At 65.4% G+C, this 24,774-nt stretch carries 28 protein-coding genes; 19 read left to right on the top strand and 9 right to left on the bottom strand.

Annotated elements, in window-relative coordinates; all coding sequences use genetic code 11:
* The first annotated feature begins 68 nt into the window (after positions 1-68).
* The 4 genes from ACQ4W4_RS17380 to ACQ4W4_RS17365 are packed head-to-tail and all read left to right on the top strand — an operon-like array spanning position 69 to position 3,324.
* A complete protein-coding gene (locus tag ACQ4W4_RS17380) occupies positions 69-941 on the top strand; it encodes a branched-chain amino acid ABC transporter permease (RefSeq protein ID WP_035817692.1) in 873 nt (290 codons plus the stop codon).
* Positions 938-1,912, top strand: coding sequence for a branched-chain amino acid ABC transporter permease (locus tag ACQ4W4_RS17375; protein ID WP_436543052.1), 975 nt, complete (start codon positions 938-940; stop codon positions 1,910-1,912). The genes ACQ4W4_RS17380 and ACQ4W4_RS17375 overlap by 4 nt, the downstream gene beginning before the upstream one ends.
* Positions 1,905-2,618 (top strand): ABC transporter ATP-binding protein, encoded by a 714-nt coding sequence (locus ACQ4W4_RS17370; protein ID WP_436543051.1) that lies wholly within the window; start codon positions 1,905-1,907, stop codon positions 2,616-2,618. The genes ACQ4W4_RS17375 and ACQ4W4_RS17370 overlap by 8 nt, the downstream gene beginning before the upstream one ends.
* Before the next feature lie 4 nt (positions 2,619-2,622).
* On the top strand, positions 2,623-3,324 hold the full coding sequence (locus ACQ4W4_RS17365) for an ABC transporter ATP-binding protein (protein WP_436543266.1): 702 nt from the start codon (positions 2,623-2,625) through the stop codon (positions 3,322-3,324).
* A gap of 39 nt (positions 3,325-3,363) precedes the next feature.
* Here ACQ4W4_RS17365 and ACQ4W4_RS17360 read toward each other — a convergent pair whose 3' ends face one another.
* On the bottom strand, positions 3,364-4,344 hold the full coding sequence (locus ACQ4W4_RS17360) for an HDOD domain-containing protein (protein WP_436543050.1): 981 nt from the start codon (positions 4,342-4,344) through the stop codon (positions 3,364-3,366).
* Positions 4,345-4,506: 162 nt separating this feature from the next.
* Between ACQ4W4_RS17360 and ACQ4W4_RS17355 the strand changes: the two genes are divergently transcribed.
* Positions 4,507-5,091: a DinB family protein gene (locus ACQ4W4_RS17355; RefSeq protein WP_436543049.1), complete on the top strand. Its 585-nt coding sequence runs from the start codon at positions 4,507-4,509 to the stop codon at positions 5,089-5,091.
* Between the two features lie 2 nt (positions 5,092-5,093).
* On the opposite strand, the gene ACQ4W4_RS17350 is transcribed toward ACQ4W4_RS17355, so the two are convergent.
* Positions 5,094-5,486, bottom strand: a complete 393-nt coding sequence (locus ACQ4W4_RS17350; protein ID WP_436543048.1) for a VOC family protein — start codon at positions 5,484-5,486, stop codon at positions 5,094-5,096.
* An 83-nt stretch (positions 5,487-5,569) separates the two neighbouring features.
* Between ACQ4W4_RS17350 and ACQ4W4_RS17345 the strand changes: the two genes are divergently transcribed.
* The 7 genes from ACQ4W4_RS17345 to fghA all read left to right on the top strand — a co-directional run bounded on the left by ACQ4W4_RS17345 (position 5,570) and on the right by fghA (position 11,059).
* A complete protein-coding gene (locus ACQ4W4_RS17345; RefSeq protein ID WP_436543047.1) occupies positions 5,570-6,112 on the top strand; it encodes a GNAT family N-acetyltransferase in 543 nt (180 codons plus the stop codon).
* 79 nt (positions 6,113-6,191) lie between these two features.
* Positions 6,192-7,766, top strand: coding sequence for an oleate hydratase (locus tag ACQ4W4_RS17340; protein WP_436543046.1), 1,575 nt, complete (start codon positions 6,192-6,194; stop codon positions 7,764-7,766).
* Between the two features lie 126 nt (positions 7,767-7,892).
* Positions 7,893-8,144 (top strand): hypothetical protein, encoded by a 252-nt coding sequence (locus tag ACQ4W4_RS17335; RefSeq protein WP_436543045.1) that lies wholly within the window; start codon positions 7,893-7,895, stop codon positions 8,142-8,144.
* Positions 8,141-8,386: a hypothetical protein gene (locus tag ACQ4W4_RS17330; protein ID WP_436543044.1), complete on the top strand. Its 246-nt coding sequence runs from the start codon at positions 8,141-8,143 to the stop codon at positions 8,384-8,386. The genes ACQ4W4_RS17335 and ACQ4W4_RS17330 overlap by 4 nt, the downstream gene beginning before the upstream one ends.
* A 163-nt stretch (positions 8,387-8,549) precedes the next feature.
* Positions 8,550-9,221 (top strand): signal peptidase I, encoded by a 672-nt coding sequence (gene lepB, locus ACQ4W4_RS17325; RefSeq protein ID WP_436543043.1) that lies wholly within the window; start codon positions 8,550-8,552, stop codon positions 9,219-9,221.
* Between the two features lie 48 nt (positions 9,222-9,269).
* Positions 9,270-10,133, top strand: coding sequence for an NAD-dependent protein deacetylase (locus tag ACQ4W4_RS17320; RefSeq protein ID WP_436543042.1), 864 nt, complete (start codon positions 9,270-9,272; stop codon positions 10,131-10,133).
* A gap of 56 nt (positions 10,134-10,189) precedes the next feature.
* Positions 10,190-11,059, top strand: coding sequence for an S-formylglutathione hydrolase (gene fghA, locus ACQ4W4_RS17315; RefSeq protein ID WP_436543041.1), 870 nt, complete (start codon positions 10,190-10,192; stop codon positions 11,057-11,059).
* 18 nt (positions 11,060-11,077) lie between these two features.
* On the opposite strand, the gene ACQ4W4_RS17310 is transcribed toward fghA, so the two are convergent.
* The 4 genes from ACQ4W4_RS17310 to ACQ4W4_RS17295 form a co-directional block, all read right to left on the bottom strand.
* Positions 11,078-11,743, bottom strand: coding sequence for a dienelactone hydrolase family protein (locus ACQ4W4_RS17310; RefSeq protein WP_086139552.1), 666 nt, complete (start codon positions 11,741-11,743; stop codon positions 11,078-11,080).
* A gap of 174 nt (positions 11,744-11,917) precedes the next feature.
* Entirely contained in the window at positions 11,918-14,236 is a 2,319-nt protein-coding gene (locus tag ACQ4W4_RS17305; RefSeq protein WP_436543040.1) for a xanthine dehydrogenase family protein molybdopterin-binding subunit, read from the bottom strand.
* Positions 14,229-14,696: a (2Fe-2S)-binding protein gene (locus ACQ4W4_RS17300; protein ID WP_436543039.1), complete on the bottom strand. Its 468-nt coding sequence runs from the start codon at positions 14,694-14,696 to the stop codon at positions 14,229-14,231. Before ACQ4W4_RS17300 ends, ACQ4W4_RS17305 begins: the two co-directional genes overlap by 8 nt.
* Positions 14,697-14,737: 41 nt before the next feature.
* Entirely contained in the window at positions 14,738-16,036 is a 1,299-nt protein-coding gene (locus ACQ4W4_RS17295) for a cytochrome c (RefSeq protein ID WP_436543038.1), read from the bottom strand.
* Between the two features lie 195 nt (positions 16,037-16,231).
* Here ACQ4W4_RS17295 and ACQ4W4_RS17290 point away from each other — a divergent pair, with 195 nt between their 5' ends.
* The 7 genes from ACQ4W4_RS17290 to ACQ4W4_RS17260 all read left to right on the top strand — a co-directional run bounded on the left by ACQ4W4_RS17290 (position 16,232) and on the right by ACQ4W4_RS17260 (position 22,256).
* A complete protein-coding gene (locus ACQ4W4_RS17290) occupies positions 16,232-17,884 on the top strand; it encodes a Na+/H+ antiporter (RefSeq protein ID WP_436543037.1) in 1,653 nt (550 codons plus the stop codon).
* Positions 17,885-18,078: 194 nt separating this feature from the next.
* Complete coding sequence (yfiR, locus tag ACQ4W4_RS17285) at positions 18,079-18,660, top strand: regulatory sequestration protein YfiR (RefSeq protein WP_436543036.1); 582 nt, start codon at positions 18,079-18,081, stop codon at positions 18,658-18,660.
* 8 nt (positions 18,661-18,668) lie between these two features.
* On the top strand, positions 18,669-19,928 hold the full coding sequence (gene dgcN, locus ACQ4W4_RS17280; RefSeq protein ID WP_436543035.1) for a diguanylate cyclase DgcN/YfiN: 1,260 nt from the start codon (positions 18,669-18,671) through the stop codon (positions 19,926-19,928).
* A 16-nt stretch (positions 19,929-19,944) separates the two neighbouring features.
* A complete protein-coding gene (gene yfiB, locus ACQ4W4_RS17275) occupies positions 19,945-20,448 on the top strand; it encodes an outer membrane lipoprotein YfiB (protein WP_436543034.1) in 504 nt (167 codons plus the stop codon).
* A 2-nt stretch (positions 20,449-20,450) separates the two neighbouring features.
* Complete coding sequence (locus ACQ4W4_RS17270) at positions 20,451-20,951, top strand: gluconokinase (protein ID WP_436543033.1); 501 nt, start codon at positions 20,451-20,453, stop codon at positions 20,949-20,951.
* A 67-nt stretch (positions 20,952-21,018) separates the two neighbouring features.
* Positions 21,019-21,336, top strand: coding sequence for a DUF3144 domain-containing protein (locus ACQ4W4_RS17265; protein WP_436543032.1), 318 nt, complete (start codon positions 21,019-21,021; stop codon positions 21,334-21,336).
* Positions 21,336-22,256, top strand: coding sequence for an acyl-CoA desaturase (locus tag ACQ4W4_RS17260; protein WP_436543031.1), 921 nt, complete (start codon positions 21,336-21,338; stop codon positions 22,254-22,256). The genes ACQ4W4_RS17265 and ACQ4W4_RS17260 overlap by 1 nt, the downstream gene beginning before the upstream one ends.
* Here ACQ4W4_RS17260 and ACQ4W4_RS17255 read toward each other — a convergent pair.
* The 3 genes from ACQ4W4_RS17255 to ACQ4W4_RS17245 form a co-directional block, all read right to left on the bottom strand.
* Positions 22,229-22,771 carry a gamma carbonic anhydrase family protein gene (locus tag ACQ4W4_RS17255; RefSeq protein ID WP_436543030.1) on the bottom strand — a complete coding sequence of 181 codons (543 nt, stop codon included), beginning with the start codon at positions 22,769-22,771 and terminating at the stop codon, positions 22,229-22,231. The two genes, ACQ4W4_RS17260 and ACQ4W4_RS17255, sit on opposite strands and share 28 nt — an antisense overlap.
* Before the next feature lie 31 nt (positions 22,772-22,802).
* Entirely contained in the window at positions 22,803-23,546 is a 744-nt protein-coding gene (locus tag ACQ4W4_RS17250; RefSeq protein ID WP_436543029.1) for a CPBP family intramembrane glutamic endopeptidase, read from the bottom strand.
* Between the two features lie 91 nt (positions 23,547-23,637).
* Positions 23,638-24,774, bottom strand: a complete 1,137-nt coding sequence (locus ACQ4W4_RS17245; RefSeq protein ID WP_436543265.1) for a benzoate/H(+) symporter BenE family transporter — start codon at positions 24,772-24,774, stop codon at positions 23,638-23,640.

Genomic DNA, 24,774 nt, shown 5'->3' with positions numbered 1-24,774 from the left:
GTGCACCGATGAACGGCGGTCCTGGAGCCTCTTCGCGATGCGCCTGGGCCGCCTGACGGGATGACGACATGACAGAATTAATCTTGCAAGCCCTGTATTCGGGCTTGCTGCAGGGCGGCTCCTACGCCCTGATCGCACTGGGACTGGCGCTGGTCTTCGGCACCATGAAAGTGATCAACCTGGCGCACGGCGAACTGGTGCTGCTGGCCGCCTACATCGCCTACAGCGTGGAGTCGGGACTGGGCCTGGGGCCGATGTTCGCCATTCCCATCGCGCTGGTGATCGTCAGCCTGACGTCCGTGGGCGTCTACCTGATCGTCAGCCGCATCAAGAAAGACCGTGAAATCAATTCGCTGATCCTCACCTACGGCATCGGCGTCATCCTCACCAATTTCATCCTGCTCGTGTGGAAGGCCGACATCCGCTCGACGTCGTCGAGCTGGCTGCAGGAAGGGTTTGAAATCGGCCCGTTCTTCAGCATGCGCAGCGAAGTCATTTTCTTTGGCGTCAGCCTGGTGCTGATGGCGGCCCTGTGGCGCTGGCTGTCCACCAGCTGGTATGGCCGCGCCGTGCGCGCCGTGTCCAGCAACCGCGACGCGGCCAAGCTGATGGGCATCGATCCGGGCCGCACGGAACTGGTCTCCTTTTTAGTCGCCGGCATCCTGGCCGCCTTCGCCGGCGTCGCCCTGTTCAGCTATGGCGTGATCCAGCCCGCCTACGGCGGCGCGCTGACGGTGAAAGCCTTCATCATCACGGTCTTGGCCGGAATCGGCTCGATTCCCGGCGTGCTGCTGGCCGCCGTGCTGCTGGGCGTGGCCGAAGCCTTGACCGTCACCCTGGCCAGCTCCGCGCTGCAGGAATTGTCCGGCATGGTGCTGTTCCTGCTGGTGCTGTTCATCATGCCGAACGGCCTGTTCGGCGCACAACGGAGGCGCGGATGAAGCGCGCGACCTTGATTTCCACGGCAATCCTGCTGCTGGCCGCGTATGTCGCCGTGCCGCTGGCGCTGGGCGGCAACCAGTATGTGATGAGCATGGTGGTGGCGGCCCTGATCATCGGCGGCGTGGCCATGTCCTGGGCCCTGCTGGGCAACCTGGGCGGCATGGTCAGCTTCGGCCATGCGGCGTTCTTCGGCGTGGGCGCGTATGTGTCCGCGCTGGCCACCGTGAAACTGGGCCTGCCCGTGTTTGCCGCCATGCTCCTGGGCGGCGCGGGCGCGGCCATCGCCGCCGTCATCATGCTGCCCGTGCTGCGCCTGCGCGGTCCGTATTTTGCGCTGGCCATCCTCGCCTACGCGCACATCTTCCGCATCCTGGCCACGGAATGGAGTACCGTGACGGGCGGCGCCGGCGGCATCAACAACATCCCCGCCCTGCCCACCGTCTTCGGCTTCGACCTGGCCAGCAAGACGGGCGCCTACCTGGTGGTGCTGACCCTGGTGGTGTGCTGCGCGTTTGCCTACGGCCGCATCCGCGCCAGCCACTACGGCATCGCCCTGCGCGCCATGCACGACAGCGAAGACGCCACGCGCGTCGTCGGCGTCAACAGCACCCTGCTGAAAGGCGCGATGCTGCTCGTGTCGGCCTTCATGGCGGGCCTGTTCGGCGCCTTCAACGCCCATTACATCAACTTCCTCGAGCCCGATTACGCCTTCAACAGCCTGTGGGTGACCTTGCCGATCGTGGCGGCCATCTTCGGCGGCTACCGCACGATACTCGGCCCCGTGCTGGGCGCCGTGGTGGTCTACCTGGTCGACCAGCTGATCTTCAAGTCGCTGATTCCCACCGGCCATCAGCTGGTGCTGGGCGTGCTGCTGGTGGCGATGATCGTCTTCAGTCCGAACGGCTTGCTGCCGCTGCTGCAAAAATGGCTGAAAAACATGTTCAAAGCGAAGGAGAAAGCACATGCTTGAACTCGATAATGTGTCCGTGCGTTTCGGCGGCCTGACGGCGGTCGATTCCGTCACATTAAAAGTGGGCAGCCACGACGTGATCGGCCTGGTGGGCGCGAACGGCGCCGGCAAGACCACGCTGTTCAACGCGATCTCCGGCCTGGTGCGCCCCACCAGCGGCGGCATCCGCTTCGAGGGACGCGACATCATGGCCACGCCCATGTATCAGCGCGCCCGCCTGGGGCTGGGCCGCACCTTCCAGATCCCGCAACCGATGCATGAACTGACGGTGCGCGAAAACCTCGTCGTGGCGCAGCGCTTCGGCACGGGCAAGGTGGACATGCGCAAGATCGATGAAATCCTCGATTTTACGAGCCTGCTTGACAAGGCCGGGCGCGATGCGGCCAGCGAACTGGCGCTGACGGAACTCAAGGCGCTGGAAGTGGCCAAGGCGCTGGCCACCAATCCGAAACTGCTGCTGCTCGACGAAGTGCTGGCCGGCCTGGAAACGAACGGCAAGCGCCGCTTCATGGGCATGCTGAAAGACTTGCATGCGGCCTTCGGCGTGGGCATCGTCATGATCGAGCACGATATCGAAACCATCAGCAATCTGTGCCAGCGCGTGGCCGTGCTCAATTTCGGCCAGCTGATCGCGGACGGCACGCCGGATTGCGTGTTCCGCGATCCGGCCGTCATCGAAAGCTATACGGGAGCAGTCCATGCCTGAAACGATGCTTGAAATTAGCAATCTGCGCGCCGGCTATGGCGCCATCAATGTGCTGTGGGATGTGTCGCTATCGATCCAGAAGGGCAAGCTGACCACCATCATCGGCCCGAACGGCGCCGGCAAGACGACCCTGCTGCGCGCCATCATGGGTTTGCTGCCCGTGGGCGCGGGCAGCATCGCGCTCGACGGCACGCCCATCAACGGCACGCCCACGTGGAAGATGAGCGACGCGAGGGTCACGATGATCCCGGAAGGCCGCATGACGTTTCGCGACATGAGCGTGGAAGAAAACCTGATCATGGGCGCGTTTCCGAAGGAGCACCGCAGCCACATGCCGGCGCGCCTGGCCGAGGCCTACGCCATGTTCCCGCGCCTGCACGAACGGCGCAAGCAGCTGGCCGGCTCGCTCTCGGGCGGCGAGGCGCAGATGCTGGCCATGGCGCGGGGCTTGATGTCGGATCCGTCGTTATTGATCATCGACGAGCCGTCGCTGGGCCTGGCCCCGCTGGTGGTCAACGAGCTGTTCGAGATTCTCGCGCGCCTGAACGACGGCAAGCGCACCATCATCCTCGTCGAGCAGAACACGGCGCGCGCCGTGGGCGTGGCCGATCACGTCTACCTGATGCAAAGCGGCAAAGTAGCGCTGTCGCAGGCGGCCGTCGATGTCGACCTCGAGCACCTGCATGCGCTGTATTTTGCACGCTGAGCGGCATGGCCGGCGCCGAGGTTGAGCGGCCTGCGGCCATCACTCCTCGTCGTCGTCCTCGTCGTCGGCCAGCTTGTCAAACACCTGCAGCTCGGCCTTGCTCAGCCCCGTCATCACGAAGGGATCATCGGCAGGAAAGCGGCCGGTATCGACCAGCATGCGCAACTTGCTCAAGCGGTCGCCCAGCGCCAGCGCCTGCGCCTGGGGATCGGCGTCGGCCTGGCCGATCGCGCGGGTCACGGACTCGGGAAACTCCCATAATTCGGCGATCCGTACCGACAGGATGCGCGCCTGCGCAAACACCTGGGCAATGAAGGCGTCCGATTGCGGAAAGGCATCGGGCGCATGCATCTGGTCGATCAGGCGGAAGGCCACCACCAGGCCGACATTGGCCATCAGCCCCGCGAGATAGGCGTCGAAGGCGCTGGCCTGCATGGCCGGCGCCACCAGGTTGGCCGCCAGCGCGCATTTCTCGGACTGGCGCCAGATCAGCGGCGCCGTGCGTATGGTCAGCCCGCCGCTTTGCATGCTGACGATGGGACGGAAGGCGACGCGGGCGAGCAGCATGCGCATGCCGTTTTGCCCGAGCAGCATGATGGCGCCTTCCATGTTGTTGATCGACGGGCTGGCGTTGTAGCGCGAATGGTAGCGGGGCCGGTTCGCTTCGCGGTAGACCTCGGCGACCAGCAGCACATCCTGGGCCAGCTGGGCCGACAGCTTGGCCGCGCTCATGTTTTCATCTTGCAAGGTACGCATCAACTGGGGAATGATGGCCGGAATGCGCGGCACCAGCGCGGCGCCGGCGATCGGTTCACGGACCAGGCGCGCCAATTCGTCCAGAATCTGCTGTTCCGCCTCCGCCGGCGCCTGCGCCGAACCGGCCGCCGCCAGCCAGCGGTAGTAGACGGCATCGATTTCGGCGATGGTCGCCGGCTGCCGCGCCACCTCCGGCGCCGCCGCTGCCGTGAGGGGCGCAGCCTTGTCGCCGCCGCCGCTCAGTAATTTTCCTATCCAACCCATTTTGCTGTCCAAACCTTTATGCATCACTATCGCGACATCCGCTGCGCGATTTTACTTGATGAAGGCCATACTGGTGCGGCTGGCGTCTACGCTTTGTCCACCAGCCGCAACATGCTAAAGTGGTACGACATACACCCTGCCCTGCCCAACAAGCGACCCTTCATGAACAATCCACTTGCGCACTACCTCACCAGCCAGGCATATAACAACGCCTGGGCCAACCACCGTTTGCTGAAAGCTTGCGGGCAGCTGACCGAGGCCGAGCTCCAGGCTACGCGCGTGAGTTTTTTTCCCACCATCCAGTTCACCTTGAACCATATTTTGACGTGCGACTGGTTTTATCTCGACGCGCTCGAGCGCGAGCTGCGCGGCGAAGCGCCCCATGCCGACTGCTACGTCTTCTTTGAACAGGATGAACCGTTCACCAATTGCGCGGCCCTGCACGCGGCGCAGCGCGCATCGGACCTGCGCCTGATCGCCCATTGCCGCAGCCTGTGCGACGCGGACCTGACGCGGCCCGTGACGATATTGCGCGACACGCCGCAAGTCGACACGCGCCAGCGCATGCTCGCGCACCTGTTCCAGCACCAGATCCATCACCGGGGGCAAGTGCACGCCATGCTGGCCGGCACGCGCATCGCGCCGCCCCAGCTCGACGAATTCTATTGCGCCGGAGAAGCGGACGAGCGGGCGCAGGATTTTCTGGAACTGGGCTGGACGGAAGACGAGGTGTGGGGAGAACGCTGAGTTTATTGCTCGCCGTGGCAGCAGACGCACAGCTTGTTGCCGTCGAGGTCGCGGAAGTAGGCGCCATAGTACTGGGCGTGGTAATGGGGGCGCAAGCCGGGCGGCCCTTCGCACACGGCGCCCAGCGCCAGCACGGCCTGGTGGCAGCGGTCCACCTGCGCGCGGCTGGCCGCCAGCAAGGCCGTCATCTGGCCATTGCCGGGCGTAGCCGGCAAGCCGTCATGCGGCGCCGTCAGCACGAACAGGGGACGCGGCGCCTGCCGCGCCATCCAGCCGGCCCAAGGCTTGGCCGGATCATGAAATTTTTCGATCAGGTCGAGTTCTCCCAGCAAGGCCGTATAAAAGGCGTAGGCGCGGGGAAAATCGTTGGTGCCGAGGCAGAGATGGGACAGCATGCTGCTCCTTCATGGATAGAAACGGGTATGCGGCGAAATGCGCCTGCTGATTATAATGGCGCATCTCTTTCGGACCAGATCCCATGCCAGACATCGACCGCCTCCAATTGTCCCCTCCGACCAGCGCCGACCTCTCCGCCTTGCTGGCCTTCGAGCTGGAAAACCGCGCCTATTTTGAATCCTGGGTCACGGCCCGGGCGCCGTCCTACTATAGCCTGGACGCCGTCGCCGCCAGCATCGAGCAGGCGCAGCGCGAGCGCGAGCAAGACCGCGCCTACCAGTATCTGGCCAGGCTGGACGGACAGATCATCGGCAGGGTCAACCTGACGGCCGTCACGCGCCCGTATTTCAACAAAGCTGCGCTCGGTTACCGCATCGGCGAACAATTCGGCGGACGCGGCTACGCCACGCGCGTCGTGGCCCTGCTGCTGGAAGAAGCGTTCGGTCCACTGGAACTGTGGCGCCTGGAAGCGACGGCGCGACCGCAAAACCTGGGCTCGGTCGCGGTCATGCAGCGCAACGGCTTTCACCAGTATGGGCGCTCGGAAAAAGCCATGCATTTCCAGGGCGCCTGGTCGGACTTGCTGTATTTTGAACGGCGCAACGAGCACGCCTGCATGGCATAAAACCGAGCAGTTGCTCTATTGCGAGACCGTTTCCCCCCTGATGTTATAAAATAGGCAAATATCACATTCAGGGAACAATATGCACAATACAGATAAAAAAGCCTACCTCGTCGGCGGCGGCATCGGCTCGCTGGCCGCGGCCGCCTTCATGATACGCGACGGCGGCATGCAAGGCAGCAACATCACCATCTTCGAAGCGGCGCCCGTGACGGGCGGCAGCCTCGATGGCGGCGGCAATGCCGAAGACGGCTACACCTTGCGCGGCGGACGCATGCTGACCACCGACAATTACGAATGCACCTGGGACTTGTTCAAGAGTATCCCCTCGCTCGAGCATGCGGGCCAGAGCGTCTACGACGAAACCATCGCCTTCAACGAGCGGCATATTCCCCACTCGCGCGCGCGCCTGGTCGACCGCAACCGTTTCAAGGTCGACGTCAGCAGCATGGGCTTTTCCATGCAGGACAGGCTGGAACTGCTGAAGCTGACGGAAGCCGATGAAGACACCCTGGGCAGCAGCGCCATCACGGACTGGCTCTCGCCCGCATTTTTCGACACCAAGTTCTGGGCCATGTGGGCCACCACGTTCGCCTTCCAGCCCTGGCACAGCGCCGTCGAGTTCAAGCGCTATCTGCACCGTTTCATGATGGAGTTTTCGCGCATCGAGACGCTGGCCGGCGTCAAGCGCACCGTCTACAACCAGTACGATTCGCTGGTGCGCCCGCTGCTCGCGTGGCTGCAGGAGCAAGGCGTGAACGTCATCATGGATTGCACGGTAAGCGATATCGAAGTGCAGGAATCCGAAGGCCGCCTGAGCGCCACCGCCATTGCCTGCCAGCGCCGCGGCATGGCCGACGTGATTCCTGTCGCAGCCGGCGACCTGGTCTTTTTCCAGAATGCCTCGATGACGGATGCATCGAGCTATGGCAGCATGCACAGCGCGCCGGCCAAGCGCACGAAGAACGACAGCCATGGCTGGCGCCTGTGGGAAAAGCTGGCCGAGGGCCGCCCGCAGCTGGGTCGCCCCGCCGCCTTCAACAGCAGCATTCCCGAATCGTACTGGGCCTCGTACACGGTCACCCTGAAAGACAGCACCTTCTTCGACAGGATGGAACAATTCACGGGCAACAGCGCGGGCACGGGCGGCCTCGTCACCTTCAAGGACAGCAACTGGTTCATGTCCATCGTGCTGGCGCACCAGCCCCATTTCGCGGGCCAGCCCGAGGGCGTGCAAGTGTTCTGGGGCTATGCGCTGCACCCCGACCGCATCGGCAACTTCGTCGCCAAACCCATGTCCGACTGCAGCGGCGAGGAAATCCTGCGCGAGCTGTGCGGCCATCTGAATTTCGACCTCGACATGATGACCACGGCCAACTGCATTCCCTGCCGCATGCCCTACATCACCAGCATGTTCATGCCCCGCGCAAAAAGCGACCGCCCGCTGCCCGTGCCGGCCGGTTCCGTCAACCTGGCCTTCGTCAGCCAGTTCGTGGAGCTTGCCGACGACGTCGTGTTTACCGTGGAATACTCGGTACGCGCGGCGCAGACGGCCGTCTACCAGCTGCTCGGCGTGCAGCGCGACGTGCCCGCCATCCACGCGCACGACAAGTCGCTGAAGGTCAAGCTGGATGCCGTCATCAAGGCCTTTACATAAGCACATTTTCCGCCGTCAACGCCGTTTTCCTCCTATCGGGCGCGCCTTTGTGACAGCGCAAAGCACGGCGATATCGGACTGATAACGTCAAGGTCCGGGAATCTTCCCTACCTTGCCAAGTCCAACATGAAACTGCGGCTACGCCTGTTTGAACATGTGCTGCTGGTGCTGGCCTTGGCCCTCGTCATCTTTGCCGCCGCCATCGTGCTGGCACGCATGACGCAATGGGCGGAGGCACAGGAATTGCCCGCCTACCTGATACAGGGCATGCATCTGGTGGGCAAGGTGCTGTTTTTTCTGGACGGCTGCATCGTCATCGCCGTCAGCAGCATCCTGGCCGCCCGGCTGTTCCGCCTGCTCACCAAGGAGGATGTATGAAGCACCTTCATTACCTGTTCACGCTCCGGCATCCGCGCCGTTTCTGGTGCAGCGCCCTCGTCATCGCCGTGGCTTCGGCCATCCTGCTGGGTCCCTGGCTCGACAGCATTCCGTGGCTGGTGGCGGTCCCCCTCGTGGCCGGCGGCCTGCTGGTGGCGCTGGGCGAACTGTGGGATGAAATGCACGGCAAGCGCCTGCCGAACGGCAACGACGATACGCAAGCGCCGTGCCGCCATCCCTGATGACGGGCAGGGTGATGCGTACACGCAACAGCGGTCACGCCATCGGCCCCGCATGCGCCGGATTTAAGACTGGCTTCAGCCTCGCCGTGCATCGTGCATAGGACGCCGGCAACAATGGCGCCTCCCTTCACCATCACGGGCACAGCCCAGCGAAAGAGCCGACATGAGCACATGGATGCGCGCCAACAAAGGTTTTTTGATGTTTCTCCTGCTGTTCGGCGTGTTCCGCACGGCCGTGGCGGACTGGAATCCCATCCCGTCGGCGTCGATGCGCCCCAACCTGCTCGAGGGCGACGTGGTCTTCGTCAACCGCCTCGCCTTCAACCTGAAAGTGCCGCTCACCGATATCGTGCTGCAGCGCCTCGGTGAACCGCAACGGGGCGACATTGTCACCTTTTCCTCGCCGAAAGACGGCACGCGCTTGATCAAGCGCATCATCGCCCTGCCCGGCGACACGGTGGAAATGCGCAATGAACAGCTGGTCATCAATGGCCAGCCCGCCCAGTACACGGCGCTCGACACGGCGCCCGAAACCATCGCCCACGTGGGCCAGCTGACGGCGCAGCGCATCAGCGAGCGCAACCAGACCGAGCAGCACCGCATCCAGGTCTTGCCGCAAATCGCGGGCGCGGCGCGCAGCTTTTCCCCCGTGACGGTGCCGGCCGACCATTTCCTCATGCTGGGCGATAACCGCGACAATAGCGCGGACTCGCGCTACTTCGGTTTCGTACCCCGCGCATTGCTGATCGGCAAAGCCGAACGCATCCTCGTCTCGGCCAATATCCAGGAGCATTGGCAGCCGCGGCTGCAACGTTTCGGCATGAAACTGGAGTAAACCGCGCCCTTGCAACGGCGCCGCGCTTTTCGGTTAGCATGGCGCATCATGCAAACCTTTTCTTCAGCCAGCCAGCAGTCCGCCAGCGCGCCCCACGCCATCGCGCAGCTGGCGCAGTTCCTGCAACGCCATCCCGACGTGCTGCTGCTGACGGGCGCCGGCATCAGCACGGCGTCCGGCATACCCGCCTACCGCGACACGGAAGGCGTGCGGCGCGGCAACGCCCCCGTGCAAGGTCCCGATTTTCGCCGCCAGGAAGCCGTGCGCCGCCGCTACTGGGCGCGCAGCATGGTGGGCTGGCCTGCCCTGGCGCGCGCCACGCCCAATCCCGGCCACCTGGCCATCGCGCAACTGGCCCGGCGCCAGCACATCGGCGGCCTGGTCACGCAAAACGTGGATGGCCTGCATCAGCAGGCAGGCAGCGCCGCCGTCACGGAATTGCACGGCAGCATACATGGCGTGATCTGCCTCGATTGCCGTACCCGCCACACGCGCCGCCTGATCCAGGATCAGCTCGAACGCGACAATCCCCAGATGCTGGGCGCCACGGCCACGCCGGCGCCCGACGGCGACGCCTTGCTGGAGCCGTCCCAGCTGGCCACCTTCCACGTGCCGGTGTGCCCCCGCTGCGGTGGTACCCTGCAGCCCGACGTGGTGTTTTTCGGCGATGGCGTGCCCGCCGCCTGCGCGGCCGAGGCCGACAGCAAGATGCACGCGGCCAGCGCCCTGCTGGTGGTGGGCTCGTCCGTCATGGTGTATTCGAGTTTTCGCCTGTGCCGCATGGCGGCCGAGACGGGCAAGCCCGTGGCCGCCATCAATATGGGCAAGACGCGCGCCGACCATTTGCTGGCCTTCAAGACCGATGCCCCGGCACAAGACATCTTGCCTGCATTAGCGGCCATGCTGGGCTGAACGCGTGCCGGCGGCGCGCCGCTCTGGCTATACTGTGCAATTAACGAGGAGAATTCATGCTAGAACTGTTGAGTGAACACGCCTGTTTTGGCGGCGTACAACGCTTTTATCGCCACGACGCGCAAGCCATCGGCTTGCCCATGCGTTTCTCGGCCTTCATTCCCGACACGGCGCCAGGCAGCGCCGTCACCACCAAACGCCCCGCCCTGTTTTACCTGGCCGGTCTGACTTGCACGGAAGAAACATTCATGATCAAGGGCGGCGCGCAGCGCGTGGCGGCCGAGGAGGGCCTGATCCTGATCGCGCCCGACACCAGCCCCCGTGGCGCCAACATCGCGGGCGAGAGCGAATCCTGGGATTTCGGCGTGGGCGCGGGCTTTTACGTGGACGCCACCGAGGCGCCCTGGAGCCGCCACTACCGCATGTACAGCTATATCCTGGAATTGCGCGCGCTGCTGGAACAGGAACTGGCGATCGATGCGCAACGCACGGGCATTTTCGGCCACTCGATGGGCGGCCACGGCGCGCTGGTGCTGGCCTTGCGCAATCCAGACCTGTTCCGTTCCGTCTCCGCCTTCGCGCCCATCGCCGCGCCAAGCCAATGTCCGTGGGGCAAAAAAGCGTTCACAGGCTACCTGGGCAGCGACGCGGCCAGCTGGCAGCCATACGACGCCAGCGCACTGATGCGCGGCCTGCAAGGCCAGCCGGCACCATTTCCCGAGGGCATCTTGATCGACCAGGGTCTGGCCGACAAGTTCCTGCCCGAGCAACTGTACCCCGAGGTGTTCGAAGCGGCATGCCGCGACGCCGGCCAGCCATTACGGCTGCGCCGCCATGCCGGCTACGACCACGGCTATTACTTCATCGCCAGTTTCATGGAAGAGCACGTGCGCTTCCATGCGCGGAATCTGCGCGCCCTTGCCTGACGCACTTGCCTGATTGAATTACTGCGCCGTGCTGGTATGCCCGTTGAAATGGCGCGTGTACCAGTCCGTGGCCAGCAGGGCCGCCTGATGGCGCGTGTCGGGGCCGCCGGGTGCGGCGATCTGTTCCAGCTGTTTGTCGCAGCGCAAGGTGGCAAACGCCATGCGGTTCAGGCCGGCCACGTCGGGGTCGCGCCCGCCCACGATCAGCAACGATGGCACGCGCACGTTTTCCAGCGCCGCCTTGCCCGCCATTTCCACCTGACCATCGCATACAGCCAGCGCGGCGATCTCCGCGCTGCGCCAGGCCGCCAGCTGCATCACGACGGCGGCGCTGGTGCCATAGCCATACAGGCCGCAGGGCAAGCGCCGCGTGGACGGGTCCACCTGCAGCCAGCCCAGGGCTTTTTCCAGCTGGCGCGCCAGCAGCACGATATCGCTGCGCACGAAATAGGCATGGCCATTGCTGCCGCCGCCAGGCTCGACACCGCCCTGATCGAAGCGCAGGGTGGCAATGCCCGCTCGCAGAAAATCCTGGGAGGTGGCGTGGCTGGAGGCGCCCAGATAGTCGCTATCGGCGCCCGCGCCGTGGGCAAACAGGACGATGCCCACGGGCCGCTCGGGCATTTCAAGCACGCCGTCCATTTGAAGTTCATCGGCCGTGATGCTGACAAATTGTTCTTGCATGGCTGCCTCCGCTATGGAGCTGAAATCAAGCTGAAGTCAAAATGTGCTGTGGCACAGATTTTGCGCTGATCTTGCCGGAACAGGCACCGCCTGCGCGCCCTGAGCGGCAAGCCTCAGTGTACCAGCCTGCGTCCGTTCGCGCGCGGCGCACGTCAAATTCGCCACGCACCTGCATCAAACGGCGCCGTACCGGTCCAGTCCCTTCAGCACGGCTTCCGGACGGATCGGCAAATGCCGCACGCGCGAGGCCACGGCGGCAAAGATGGCGTTGCCGATGGCCGGCGCCACGGCCGTCGTGGGCGGCTCGCCCATGCCCGTCGACGTTGCCGTGCTGGCCACGAATTCGATGTCGAGTTCGGGCACGTCGGCTATGCGCAGGGGCGTGTAGGTATTCAGGTTGGTATCCTTCACTTCGCCATTCAGGAAGGCCGTGCCTTCGTGCAAGGCCATGCTCACGCCCCACAGCGCGCCCCCTTCCGCCTGCGCCAGCGCGCCATCGGGGTCGACGATGCTGCCCGCATCGATCACCATGAACAGTTTTTCGACTTTCACCATGCAAGTGCTGCGGTCCACTTTCACCCGGGCAACGCAGGCCGTCCAGGTGGGCATGTCGCGTTCCTGGCCAAACGTGGCGGCGATGCCCAGTCCCGTGTCGGGCGGCATGGCCGTGCCCCAGCCCGCCTTGTCCGCCACCCGCCGCAGCACGTGGGCCAGGCGCGCGGCGCCGCCGACGGCATTCGGCGCGCTGCCCGCATTGCGCCCGGTGGCCTGCAGCAAGGACAGGCGGAAGGCCAGCGGATCGACCTTGGCCGCCTGCGCCGCCTCGTCCATGAAACTTTCCACCGCCCAATTCGTCCAGCCCGGCCCCACGGAGCGCAGCCAGCCGGGGCGGAAACTGCTGTTGGCCAGGTCGTTCGACACGGCCCGCACGCGCTGCGCGCCCACCGCATACCAGTGGTCGGCGCCGGCGATGGCGAACGGGTCATACGGATAGCCCTGCTTATCCTTGGCCAGGAAGGCGGGGATCATCGCTTGCGTGGGCCAGCCCGCGCTGGCCTCGTGCACCATCGCCGAGACCTTGCCGGCCTCGTCGAACGCCATGCGCAGATGCTGCACGGAGGGCGAACGGGGTGAATCGAAACGCGCATCGTCGGACCGCGTGCAGATCATCTTGACGGGCCGACCCACGGCTTGCGCGGTCAGCGCGGCCGGCACGCAATAGTCGCCGTTCAGGCGCCGGCCGAAGCCGCCGCCGAGCAAATAGGTATGCAGCATCACATTGCCCTCCGGCACCTTCAACGCCTGCGCCAGCACGGGCAGGATCAACGATTGCCACTGGTTACCCGCATGGATATGCCAGACGCCGTCGATTTCCTGCGCCAGCGCATTCACCGGTTCCAGCTGGAAATGCAGCACGGTGCTGGTCGTATAATGGCGTTCCAGTTGCAGGCTGGCATCCTTGAACGCTTGCTCCACGCCCTCATCGTCGACCACGCGGGCGCCCAGGCTGGCATCGGCAAGCTGCTTGCCCGCATAGCTGAGGATATCCTGCTCCGACACGTGGGCGGCCGCGCCGGCCCGCCATTTCACCTGCACCAGGTCGGCCGCGCGCATGGCGGCCGCATACGTTTCGGCCACCACCATGACCCAGCCGGGCACCGTGCCGCTGGGGTCCTGCAGCGCCACGCTGCGCAGATAGCCGTTCACTTTCTTTGCCGCCGAGTCGTCGATGGCGACCACCCTGGCGCCGTAGCGCGTGGGCGGGATCTTCGGGCGCGCATACAGCATGCCCTCGACTTGCGCATCGATGCCGTACACGGCCGTGCCATTGATTTTCGCGGGGATATCGAGCGCCTGCACCTGCTGGCCGATCAGCCTGCGCTGCCGCGGCGTTTTCAGCACGATGGCTTTCAGTTGCTCTGGCGTGTAGTGGCGCGCCAGCTTGCCACGGCGCACGATGTCGCCATAGCTGATCGAACGTCCCCTGCCATGCACAACGCCCAGCCGGGCGTGGCAGGCGGACACGGGCACGCGCAGCAGGCGCGCGCCCTCCTCGACCAGCGCGAGGCGCCCGGCCGCGCCGGCGCGGCTGAGCGGATCGAAGTTCTGCCAGACGGACCAGCTGCCGCCCGTCACCATCAAGCCCCATTTCGGGTCCGTGTCCACGTAATGCAGGCGCACCTTGCTCCAGTCCGCTTCCAGTTCCTCGGCCACGATGCGCGCCAGGGCCGTGCCGATATGCTGGCCCATTTCCGCCTTGGCGATATTGACGGTGACGATGCCGTCGCGGCCGATCTGGAACCAGATGCTGGGATCGAACTCAGGCGCGGTGGACTTTGTCGGCGGCACGGGCGCCGGCTTGCCGGCGGCCAAGGTGCTGTCGGCGCGCAGGAAGGCCAGGGTAAACCCCGTGCCGGCGGCAGCGATCAGGAAACCGCGCCGGCCCAGCGAGCTGGGGCGGGTCCCTGAATTTTCTTTCGGCAACTTAAACACCGGGCGCCTCCTGCATGCCGGCCGCCAGCTTGATCGCCTTGCGGATGCGCACATACGCCATGCAGCGGCACAGGTTGCCGCTCATGACGGCATCGATATTCGCATCCGTCGGCTGCGGATAGTCTTTCAACAAGGTGGCCGCCTGCATGATCTGGCCCGACTGGCAATAGCCGCACTGGGGCGCCTGCGTGGCCAGCCACGCCCGCTGCAAAGGATGCGTGCCATCGGGCGAGAGGCCTTCGATGGTGGTGATGGCGCAGCCGGCCACGGCGGCAATCGGCGTGATGCACGAGCGCATGGCGCGCCCATCGACGTGCACGGTGCAAGCGCCGCACATGCCGATGCCGCAGCCAAACTTCGTGCCTGTCAAATGGGCTTCGTCGCGCAGCACCCACAGCAGGGGCGTCTCGGCATCGGCCTCGGAGCCGAAGGGCTGGCCATTCACGGTCAGGTTATACATAAGTGTTATAGATAAGTGTCATACATAAGAAATATTCATATTTACTTGCCGATGCGCGCGCCTGCCACGGCCGCTTCCAGGTTCGTCCAGGCCGGCTGGTGGCTGCGGCTGCGGCGCAGATAGGCGGCCAGCTGGGCCACGTCATTGTCCGTCAGCGAGGCGGCAAAGCCCGGCATCAGCACGCCGGACATGGCTTCGTCCTTGCCGATACCATGCAATATCACCTGGATCAGGTTGGCGGGATCGGGCGCGCTGACGGCGCTGTTCAAGCTCAGTTCCGGACGCAGGGCCGCGGGTGTTCCATCGCTGTTCGAGTGGCACGACGCGCAGGCGGCCACGTACAGGCTGGCGCCACGGTCATTGTCGACCAGGCTGACGCGCTGCGCGCGTTCGATGCCGGCTTTCACCAGGGCATCCGCATCCACCTTGCGCTGCTCGGCCCCGGCCACGCCGGCAAAATACACGGACAAGGCGCGGATATCGCTGTCGGGCGACGCGCCCATGCCTTCGTGCACGACCGCCGACATCGGGCCGGCCGCTACGCCGTGCAAGGCCGTCGCCCCCGTGCGCAGGAAGGCGTACAGCTCGTCCTGCGTCCACGGCAAGGGCGCCGTATTGGCGCTGGTCAAGGCCGGCGCATACCAGTGGTCGATGGACGCGCCCAGATAGGATGAACCGGCCAGCTCGGCGCCCAGCGCATTGCGCGGCGTGTGACAGGCGGCGCAATGGGCCAGGCCCTCGGCCAGGTAGCGGCCCCGGTTCCAGTCCAGACCTTGCGCGGGGTCCGGTTGATAGCTTGTCGGCTTGAAAAACAGCAGCTTCCAGCCCGCCTGTAGCGGCCGCAAGTTCAGGGGGAACGGCACGCTGTTGGCGGGCGCGGCCGCATACACGGGCGGGCGCGTCATGAAATACGCGTACAGGGCCGTCAGGTCGGCATCCGAAACGAGGTTGAAATGGGTGTATGGAAAGACAGGATACAAATGGGCGCCGTCGCGGCCCACGCCTTCGCGCATGGCCCGCTGGAAGGCGGCCAGCGACCAGCGGCCGATCCCCGTCTGCCTGTCGGGCGTGATATTCGTCGCATAGATCGTGCCGAACGGCGTAGCCAGGCCGTGGCCGCCCGCATACTCGGCGCCGCCCTTGGCCGTATGGCAGGCGGCGCAATTGCCCATGCCGGCCAGGATGCGGCCCTTCTCCACCGCTTGCGGGGAAAATGCCGTGGCGGCAGGCGGATCGATGGGCGCCAGCGCGGGGCGCCAGTAATACAGATACGCGGCCAGCGCCGCGACGATGAGCAGTGCCAGCGACAGCAGCAGGCCGGTGAGGATTTTCTTGAGCAAAACAGGAACCAATGAAAAGTAAAGGCCAGGGTAAAAGCAAGGCGCACGGACCGCCAGCCAATGGCGGCCGCAACAAGGCCACAATGACAATCTTACCGCGATTGTGACTTGTTGTATGTACGCAATGACACGCAGTCGGTGCCTGCAGGCGGGCTGCGCCTTATAATCAGCGTTTCAGCACGCCGCCGCTCCTTCATGCATACCGTCGCCATCATCCTCATCCTCGTCCTGACCGTCGTCCTGTGCGGCTTTCTCGCCCGCTCGCGCTGGGTCAAGCTGCCGCTGCCCCTGATCCAGATCGCCGGCGGCACGGGATTGGCCCTGTTTGGCGTGCAAGTGCCGCTCGATCCCGACATTTTCTTTTTGCTCTTCATCCCGCCGCTGCTGTTTCTCGATGGCTGGCGCATCCCCAAGGGCGCCTTCTTTTCCGACGCGCGCTCGATCCTGATGCTGGCCATCGGCCTGGTGCTGTTTACCGTGCTGGGTATGGGTTTCTTCATCGACTGGCTGATCCCCAGCGTGCCGCTGGCCGTCGCCTTCGCGCTGGGCGCCATCCTGTCGCCGACCGATCCCGTGGCCGTCTCGGCGATCGCCGCCGGCAATCCCATCCCGCCGCGCCTGATGCACATCCTCGAAGGCGAATCCTTGCTCAACGACGCCTCGGGCCTGGTCTGCTTCACCTTTGCCGTGGGCGCCATGATGACGGGCGGCTTTTCCATCGGCGCCGCCTCGCTGAGTTTCCTGCAGGAAGCGGGCGGCGGCATCATCATCGGCCTGGCCATCTCGTGGGGCGTGGGCCTGGCGAATAAATGGCTGGTGAGCAAGGTTGGCGAAGAGCCGGGCCTGCAAATCCTGATCAGCATCCTGATCCCGTTCGCCGCCTACCTGGGCGCCGAGCAAATCCACGGCTCCGGCATCCTGGCCGCCGCCACGGCGGGCGTGTCCATGCATTATGCCGACCTGATCGGCCGTCCGCTGGCCGCCACGCGCACCCAGCGCAAGGCCGTGTGGGATACCGTGCAACTGGTCTTGAATGGCGTGATCTTCGTCATGCTGGGCGCGCAACTGCCCGCCACCGTGGCCGGCTTGCCCGCCGCCTCCATGGAGGTGGGCGCCGGCAGCGCCTGGAAACTGCCGCTGTTCGTCATCGCCATCACGGTGGGACTGACCTTCATGCGCTTCCTCTGGGTCTTCATTTCCATGAAACTGACCCTGTTCAAGCACCACAAGAAGGTGGAGGGAGAACCGAAGGACGCGGCGCTGCTGGCGCGCCCCAGCCTGCGATTGCTGCTGGTGGCGTCGTTCGCGGGCGTGCGCGGCGCGCTGACCCTGGCCGGCATACTGACCCTGCCCCTGTTCTTGCCCGACGGCACGCGCTTTCCCGCGCGCGACCTCGTCATCTTCCTGGCCATGGGAGTAATTTTGCTGTCGTTGCTGCTGGCCAGCGTCACTCTGCCCCTGCTGACCAAGGGCCTCGTATTCGCGCCGCCCGCGCGCCGTTCGACGGAAGAGCGCAATGCCCGCGCCGCCGCCGCTGAAGCGGCCATCGCGCGGCTGGAAAAAGTGTGCGAAGGCATCGACAAGAATGAAAAGCAGCAAGTCGTCACGGAGGCGGCCAACCGCCTGATCGAAGCCTACCGGCGCCGCCTCGCCTATGGCGAAAGCAGCAACGACGAGGCGATGCGCTTGCAGGAACTGGCCAAGGCCGAACGGGCGCTGCGCCTGGAAGCGCTGAACGCGGAACGCGATGAACTGTTCCGCCGCCGCATTTCGGGCGAACTGGACGACACCATCCATTTGCGCCTGCTGCGCGAAATCGACTTGCTGGAAGCGACACTGGAAGAATAGCAACACTTTGGCGCGCCACGGCAGTGTTGACAAGTAATTCTCATGGTAAAGAATGCAAGTTTTCACATTCGTGTTTATAATGCAAGGTTTATGGCGTAGCGCCGTGATTTACTTTCGGCAGGGACTTCCGTACAGTCTGTGTTGTTGAGTAACTATTTGAATAGCCACCCGACCTGCATAAAGACACCGACGCCGTGCCCTCCTTCCACCGCCACAGGCAGCGCTTTGCGCCGCCCGTCCTGCTCGCCGTCATCCTGCTGGCCTCGCTGCTCGCCTGCGCTGCCCTGGCGCCGTGCGCGGCGTGGGCGCAAACGGGCGCGGCGGCCGACGCCAGGCGTCCGGCCGAAGTGGCCCAGGTTCTGTTTGGCATCATCAGCTATGTGCGCTGGCCCGTGGCGCGCCCGGAAGTGCGCGTCTGCATGCTCGGTGCGCCCCGCTACGGCGCGGCCATCGTCGACACGCCCGCCTCCAGCCTGGGCCAGCGCATCCGCGTGAAAATCCCCGCGGCGTCCAGCGCGGCCGGCGAATGCGACGTCGTCTACCTGGGCAGCCTGCCCGAGGGCGAACGCGAGCATCTGCTGGCGCAGATCATCGGCAAGCCGATCTTATCGGTCGCCGAACCGGGCACGGCCTGCAGCGTGGGCACCATGTTCTGCCTGCGCCTGGCCGAGGGGCAGATCGGCTTTGACGTCAACCTCGACGCCATCGCCCGCAGCGGCCTGCGCGTGCATCCGAACGCCTTGCAAATCGCACGTCGCAAGGGACCGCCGCCATGAGCGTCCGCATGAGCAACAAGCCTGCCCGCAAGCCCCGCCCCACGCTCGACAGCGTGCTGCGGCGCGCCCACCTGAGCGTGTCGCTGATCGCCGTGCTGGCGGCCGGCCTGACCCTGACGGCCGTGGCGCTGCTGGCCCTGCGCGTGTATTCCGACCAGAACCTGCGCCTGGTGGCCCGTTCGATGAGCTACACGGTGGAAGGCGCCGTCGTCTTTGGCGACTCCCTGGCCGCCAGGGAAGCGCTGGCCCTGATCGGCGTCAATGAAGACATCGACCAGGCACAGGTGAGCGACCAGGCCGGCAAGGTGCTGGCCCGCTGGGAACGGGGCCAGCACGGCACGCGCTACGTCATCGAACGCGCGCTGACGGGCTGGATGCTGCCCGATTCGCTGACTTTCCCCATCATGCGCAATGACCAGACCATCGGCAACATCACCCTGGTGCCGCACAGCCGCAGCCTGCTGCCTTTCCTGCTGAGCGGCCTGTCCTGCCTGCTCGCTTGCCTGGTGCTGAGCCTGGTCGTCGCCGTGCGCCTGTCGCGCCGCATGGAAACGGACATCACGTCGCCGCTGCGCCACCTGGCGGAAACGGCGCACCGCGTGCGGCGCGACCGCTCGTTCGAACTGCGCGTGCCACCTGCCAATATTGCCGAGCTGAACCAGATCAATGACGACTTCAACGCCCTGCTCGACGAACTCGAAGCGTGGCAAAGCCACCTGCAGAAGGAACACGCCTCGCTGTCGCACCGCGCCAACCACGACAGCCTGACGGGCCTGTCGAACCGCGCCTTCATGGAAGCGGAACTGGAACGCGCCATCCTCGAAGCGCGGGTCGGCAATGGCAAGGTGGCCGTGCTGTTCCTCGACAGCGACCGCTTCAAGTACATCAACGACACCTTCGGCCACGCCTCCGGCGACCGCGTGCTGGTGACGATCGCCGCGCGCATCAAGCAGCAATTGCGCGAGGGCGACCTGGTGGCGCGCCTGGGCGGCGACGAATTCGCCATCGTGCTCAAGCCGCTGCGCAACAGCAGCGACGCCATGCACATCGCCGACAACATCATCGCCGCCATGGCGCAAGCCATTGAACTGCCCACCGGCAACAGCATCGTCAGCTCGCTGACCATCGGCGTGGCCGTCTTCCCCGATCACGCCATCGACGCCATCTCGCTGGTCGGCGCGGCGGACGAAGCCATGTACCGCGCGAAACAGGCGCAGCGCGGCACGCGCCAGGTGGCGCGCCTGCCGCAACCCCATACTCACCCCTGAACCAAGGAGCAACACCATGCAATTCATCTACAAGCAATTACGCCGCGGCTTTCTCGGCTTGTTCATGCTGGGCCTGCTGGCCGCCTGCCAGAGCACGCCAGAGAGCAAACCGCTGTTCAGCGCGGAGCAAGTCGCCACCCTGAAGGAGCAAGGCTTCAACCAGACCGACGAAGGCTGGGAACTGAGCTTTACCGACAAGCTGCTGTTCGAATTCGACGCCGCCAAGCTGACGCCGCCGAGCCGCATGGCCATCCAGAAAATCAGCGCCGCCCTGCTGAAAGTGGGCATTACCCACATGCGCGTGGAAGGCCACACCGATAACGAAGGCACGGAAACGTACAACAACAAGCTGTCGCTGGCGCGCGCCAACGTGGTGGCCGACGCCATGAGCGCATCGGGCATTCCACGCGATAACATCAGCGTCAAGGGCCTGGGCATGAGCAAACCGGTGGCCTCGAATGCCAGCAAGACGGGCAAGGCGGAAAACCGCCGCGTCACCGTCATCGTCTCGGCGCCTTGACCATGGGCGTGCCCGCCGTGCGCTGGGTCGTGATGGGCGTGTCCGGCTGCGGCAAGAGCGCCGTCGGCAGCCTGCTGGCCGACGCCTTGCACGTGCCCTACGTGGAGGGCGACGACGTGCACTCCCCGCAAAACGTGGCCAAGATGGCCGCCGGCATCGCGCTCGACGATGCCGACCGGGCCGGCTGGCTGGCCGCCCTGCGCGAACGCATCGCCACGGCTCGCGCGCAAGGCGGCGGCCTGGTCGTCTCCTGCTCGGCCCTGAAACGCGCCTACCGCGACATGCTGCGCGAAGGCGACCCGGCCCTGCGCTTCATCCACCTGGACGGCCCGCGCGCCGTGCTGGAAGGCCGCTTGCAGCGCCCCGGCCATTTTATGCCGGCCAGCCTGCTCGACAGTCAGCTGGCCACCCTGCAGCCCCTGCAAGCGGACGAAGCAGGCATGGTGCTCGACATCCGCCAGCCGCTGGCCGTGCTGGTCGCACAGATCCTGCAAGCGCCCTGACAGGCGCGCGGCTGGACAGCCCGCAGCCCCCTGTGTAGACTGGCGCGCACTTTCACGAAGGATTTTTATGACCACACCAACGACAAAACCGGCACCGGGCCCGGAATTCTGGGAACGCGCCGACCAGGTCATCGCCCTGGCCAATGAACAATGCATGCACAGCGGCGGCAATGAAGTGGCCACCTCGCTGCTGTACGCGGCCGCCCGCTTCAACGCCTTCCTCGTCGCCAGCAAGACCAACGACGTGGCCAAGATGCAGGCAGAAAAGGAAGGCGCCGTGGCGTTCTTCACGGAACAGTACAAGCGCATGCTGACCGACAACTTCAACGACTACATCACCAACTTCGACAAGTACACGCAACCGTCGTCGGCCCCCAAGGGTTGATGCCCGCAGCCAGCCTGGAGCGCCACCGCGCCCGCGCCACGCACGCGGACAGCGTGCTGGACGGCACGGTGCGCTATGCGCCGCTGCCATCGCTGTGGCTGACGGCCATGCTGGCCGGCGCCGTGACCGGCGCCCTGCTCTTCTTCAGCTGGACCGGCCTGCTGCTGTTTGCGGCCGGCACGGCCATCGTCCTGCTGTTCGGCCATTCGCTGGGCAGCCACCGCAAACTGATCCACGACAGCTTTGATTGCCCGCGATGGCTGGAATACCTGCTCGTCTACCTGGGCGTGCTGGTGGGCCTCAGCGGCCCGCTGGGCCTGCTGCGCCAGCACGAGCTGCGCGACTGCCACCCCTATCTGCGCCACGGCGCCGGCGTCTGGCGCGATGCCTGGTGGCAACTCCACTGCCGCCTGGACCTCGACCATCCGCCGCACATCGCCATCGAGCAGCGCATCGCGCACGACCGCTTCTACCGTTTTCTGGAAAAAACCTGGATGCTGCAGCAACTGCCGTGGGCCGTGCTGTTTTACGTCTGGGGCGGCTGGGGGCTCGTGTGCTGGGGCGTCTGCGCGCGGGTCAGCGCCGGCGTGCTCGGCCATTGGCTGATCGGCTACTTCGCCCACAACCATGGGCAGATGCACTTCGAGGTCCATGGCGCCGCCGTGCAAGGCAGGAATATCCGCCTGACCTCGCTGCTGACCATGGGCGAATGCTGGCACAACAACCATCACGCCTATCCGGGCTCGGCCAGGCTGGGCCTGCTACCGGGCGAATGGGACCCGGGCTGGTGGATGCTGCTGCTCTTGCGGCGCCTGGGCCTCGTGTCCGGCCTGCGCCTGCCGCACGACCTGGCGCCGCGGCCGGAACTGCGCCGCCTCGATCACGCTGGCGTTCAGGCGTCGTCGCCGCCGGCCAGGTAATTGTTCTTGACGCGCACGTAGTGCTCGGCCGAATAGCGCAGGTAGGCGATCTCCGCCTCGGTCAGTGCGCGCACCTTGGCGGCGGGACGGCCCACGTACAGATGGCCGCTTTCCAGCACCTTGCCCGGCGACACCAGACTGCCCGCGCCCAGCATCACGTGCTTTTCCACCACCACGTCGTCCATGACGATGCTGCCCATGCCGATCAGGCATTCATCGCCAATCGTGCAACCGTGCAAGATCACGGAGTGGCCGATGGTCACGTACTTGCCGATGGTCAAAGGTGAACCGTCGGGCTTGGCCGCATTCCTGTGCGACACATGGCCCATGGAGAAATCCTGGATATTGCTGCCCTCGCCGATGACGATGCGGTTGACGTCGCCGCGCAGCACGCTGTTGCACCAGATGGAGCAGTCGTCGCCGATCTGCACATCGCCAATCACTTGCGCCGTGTCATGCAGGTAGACGCGCTCGCCCACGACGGGACGGGTATTCAGGTAGGAACTGACTGGCATCGTTTTCTCGCTTTTGATTAATAATAAACATTCACACCCAGCCGGCGGCCAGCGCGAAAATCGCCAGGCCATGCGCCAGGGACGCGCCCAGCAAGCCGGCACGGCAATATACCAGTCCCGCCACCACGCCTTCCATCACGGTAAACACGAGGATGGGCGCGCCCACCTGCGTGACGGTGGTGGCGAGAAAGGCGTGGCACAGGCCAAACAGCAGGCCCGACACCAGCGCCGCGCGCCAGGCCGGCAGCCAGGCGCGCAATTGCTGCTGCAGCAAGCCGCGGAACAGCAATTCCTCATAACAGTTGGCCGCCAGCGCAAAGCCCAGCAGCAAGGGCAACGTGGATGGCGCGACGGGCGCCAGTGACGGCAAGCCGAACGCGGCTTTCAAGCCCGTCGCCAGCGCAACGATCAGGCACGCGCCCGCCACGCCGAGCAGCACGGACAGGGCCGGGCGCGTGCCGAGCCAGCGGATCTGGCGGCGCGCCTCGCTTTCCAGCCAGCAAGTACTCGCCACCAGCCCCAGCGACATGGCGCCCAGCGCCAGCAAGACCGGCGGCGGCGCCGTGAAGCGCAAGCCGCCCGCCGCCACTTGCCAGTAGCCGTGCGCCGTCATCGCATCGCGCGCCAGCACGAAGAACAGCATATGCACGAGCACGCGCAGCAGCGGCACGGTACGCGGCGCAGTACGTGGCAACGCCAGCAGCAAGGCCGCGCAGACGAGGAAGGCGGGCGTGATGGCCAGCAGGTACGGCGCGAGGGAAGTGATCTCGGGCATCGTTCAATCGTTCAGTAGTGCCAACGGGCACAGGCGCAGCAATTGTATGCGGCGGCCGGCAACATGGGCAAGCTGTCCGGCGATGCCGCCGTCAGGCCGCCTTGCGCCAGCCATGCATCAGCCCATGCGCCGCCAGTCCGGCCGCCAGCCCCCACAGGGCGCCGCCCACGCCCAGCAGGGTCACGTTCGCGGCCGTGGCGAGAAACGTGATCAGCGCCGTTTCGCGCATGCGCACGTCCGCCATCGCCTGCGCCAGGCTGTTGCCGATGGCGCCCAGCAAGGCCAGCCCCGCCAGCGCCGTGATGAAACTGCGCGGCAAGACCATGAACAGGCTGGCCAGGGTGACGCCGAAGACGCCCACCAGGATGTACAGCACGCCGCAAGCCAGGCCCGCGACATAGCGCTTCGACGGGTCCGCATGGGCATCCTTGCCCGTGCAGATGGCGGCCGTGATGGCGGCCACATTGAAGGCGTGCGCGCCGAACGGCGCCATGAGCAGCGAACCGAGTCCCGTCGCCGTCAAAATCGGATTGGCGCTGACCTGATAGCCGTCATTGCGCAGCACCAGCATGCCGGGCATGTATTGCCCCGTCAGCGTGATCAGGAACAGGGGCAGCGCCACGCCCAGCAGGGACGCCACGGAAAAGCGCGGCATCTCGAACACGGGCGCGGCCAGGGCCAGTTCGATGCCTTGCGCATCGATGCGCCCCTGCGCCAGCAGCAGGGCCAGGCCGATCAGCATGATGCCCACCACGGCAAAGCGGGCCGTGAAACGGCGCAGCACGGCGTACGACAGCAGCAATACGACGACCAGCACGGGATCGGCGCTGGCGCCGCCGAACGCATTGACGCCGAATTGCAGCAGGATACCGGCCAGCAAGCCGGCGGCGATGCCGCCAGGAATCAGGCGCACCAGGCGCTCGAAGGCGCCGGACATGCCCAGCAAAATGAAAGCGATGGCGGAAAGGATATACGCACCGATCACCTCGGCATACGGCGTGTGCGGCATGACGGTGGCCAGGAAAGCCACGCCGGGCGTGGACCAGGCCGTGATGATGGGTGCGCGGTAGCGGTAGCTGAGCCAGATGCCCGTCACGCCCACGCCGATGCTCAGCGACCAGACCCAGGACGCCGTCTGCGCGGCGCTCAGCTGCGCCAGCTGGGCCGCCTGGAAGACCAGCACGAAGGTGCCGCCATAGTTGACGAGGACGGAAATGAAGGCCGCCAT

The organism is Janthinobacterium glycogeni (assembly GCF_051380725.1).
GTDB lineage: Bacteria > Pseudomonadota > Gammaproteobacteria > Burkholderiales > Burkholderiaceae_D > Janthinobacterium.
The sequence above is the reverse complement of the archived record's forward strand: the minus strand, read 5'-3'. Positions and strand labels throughout refer to the sequence as shown.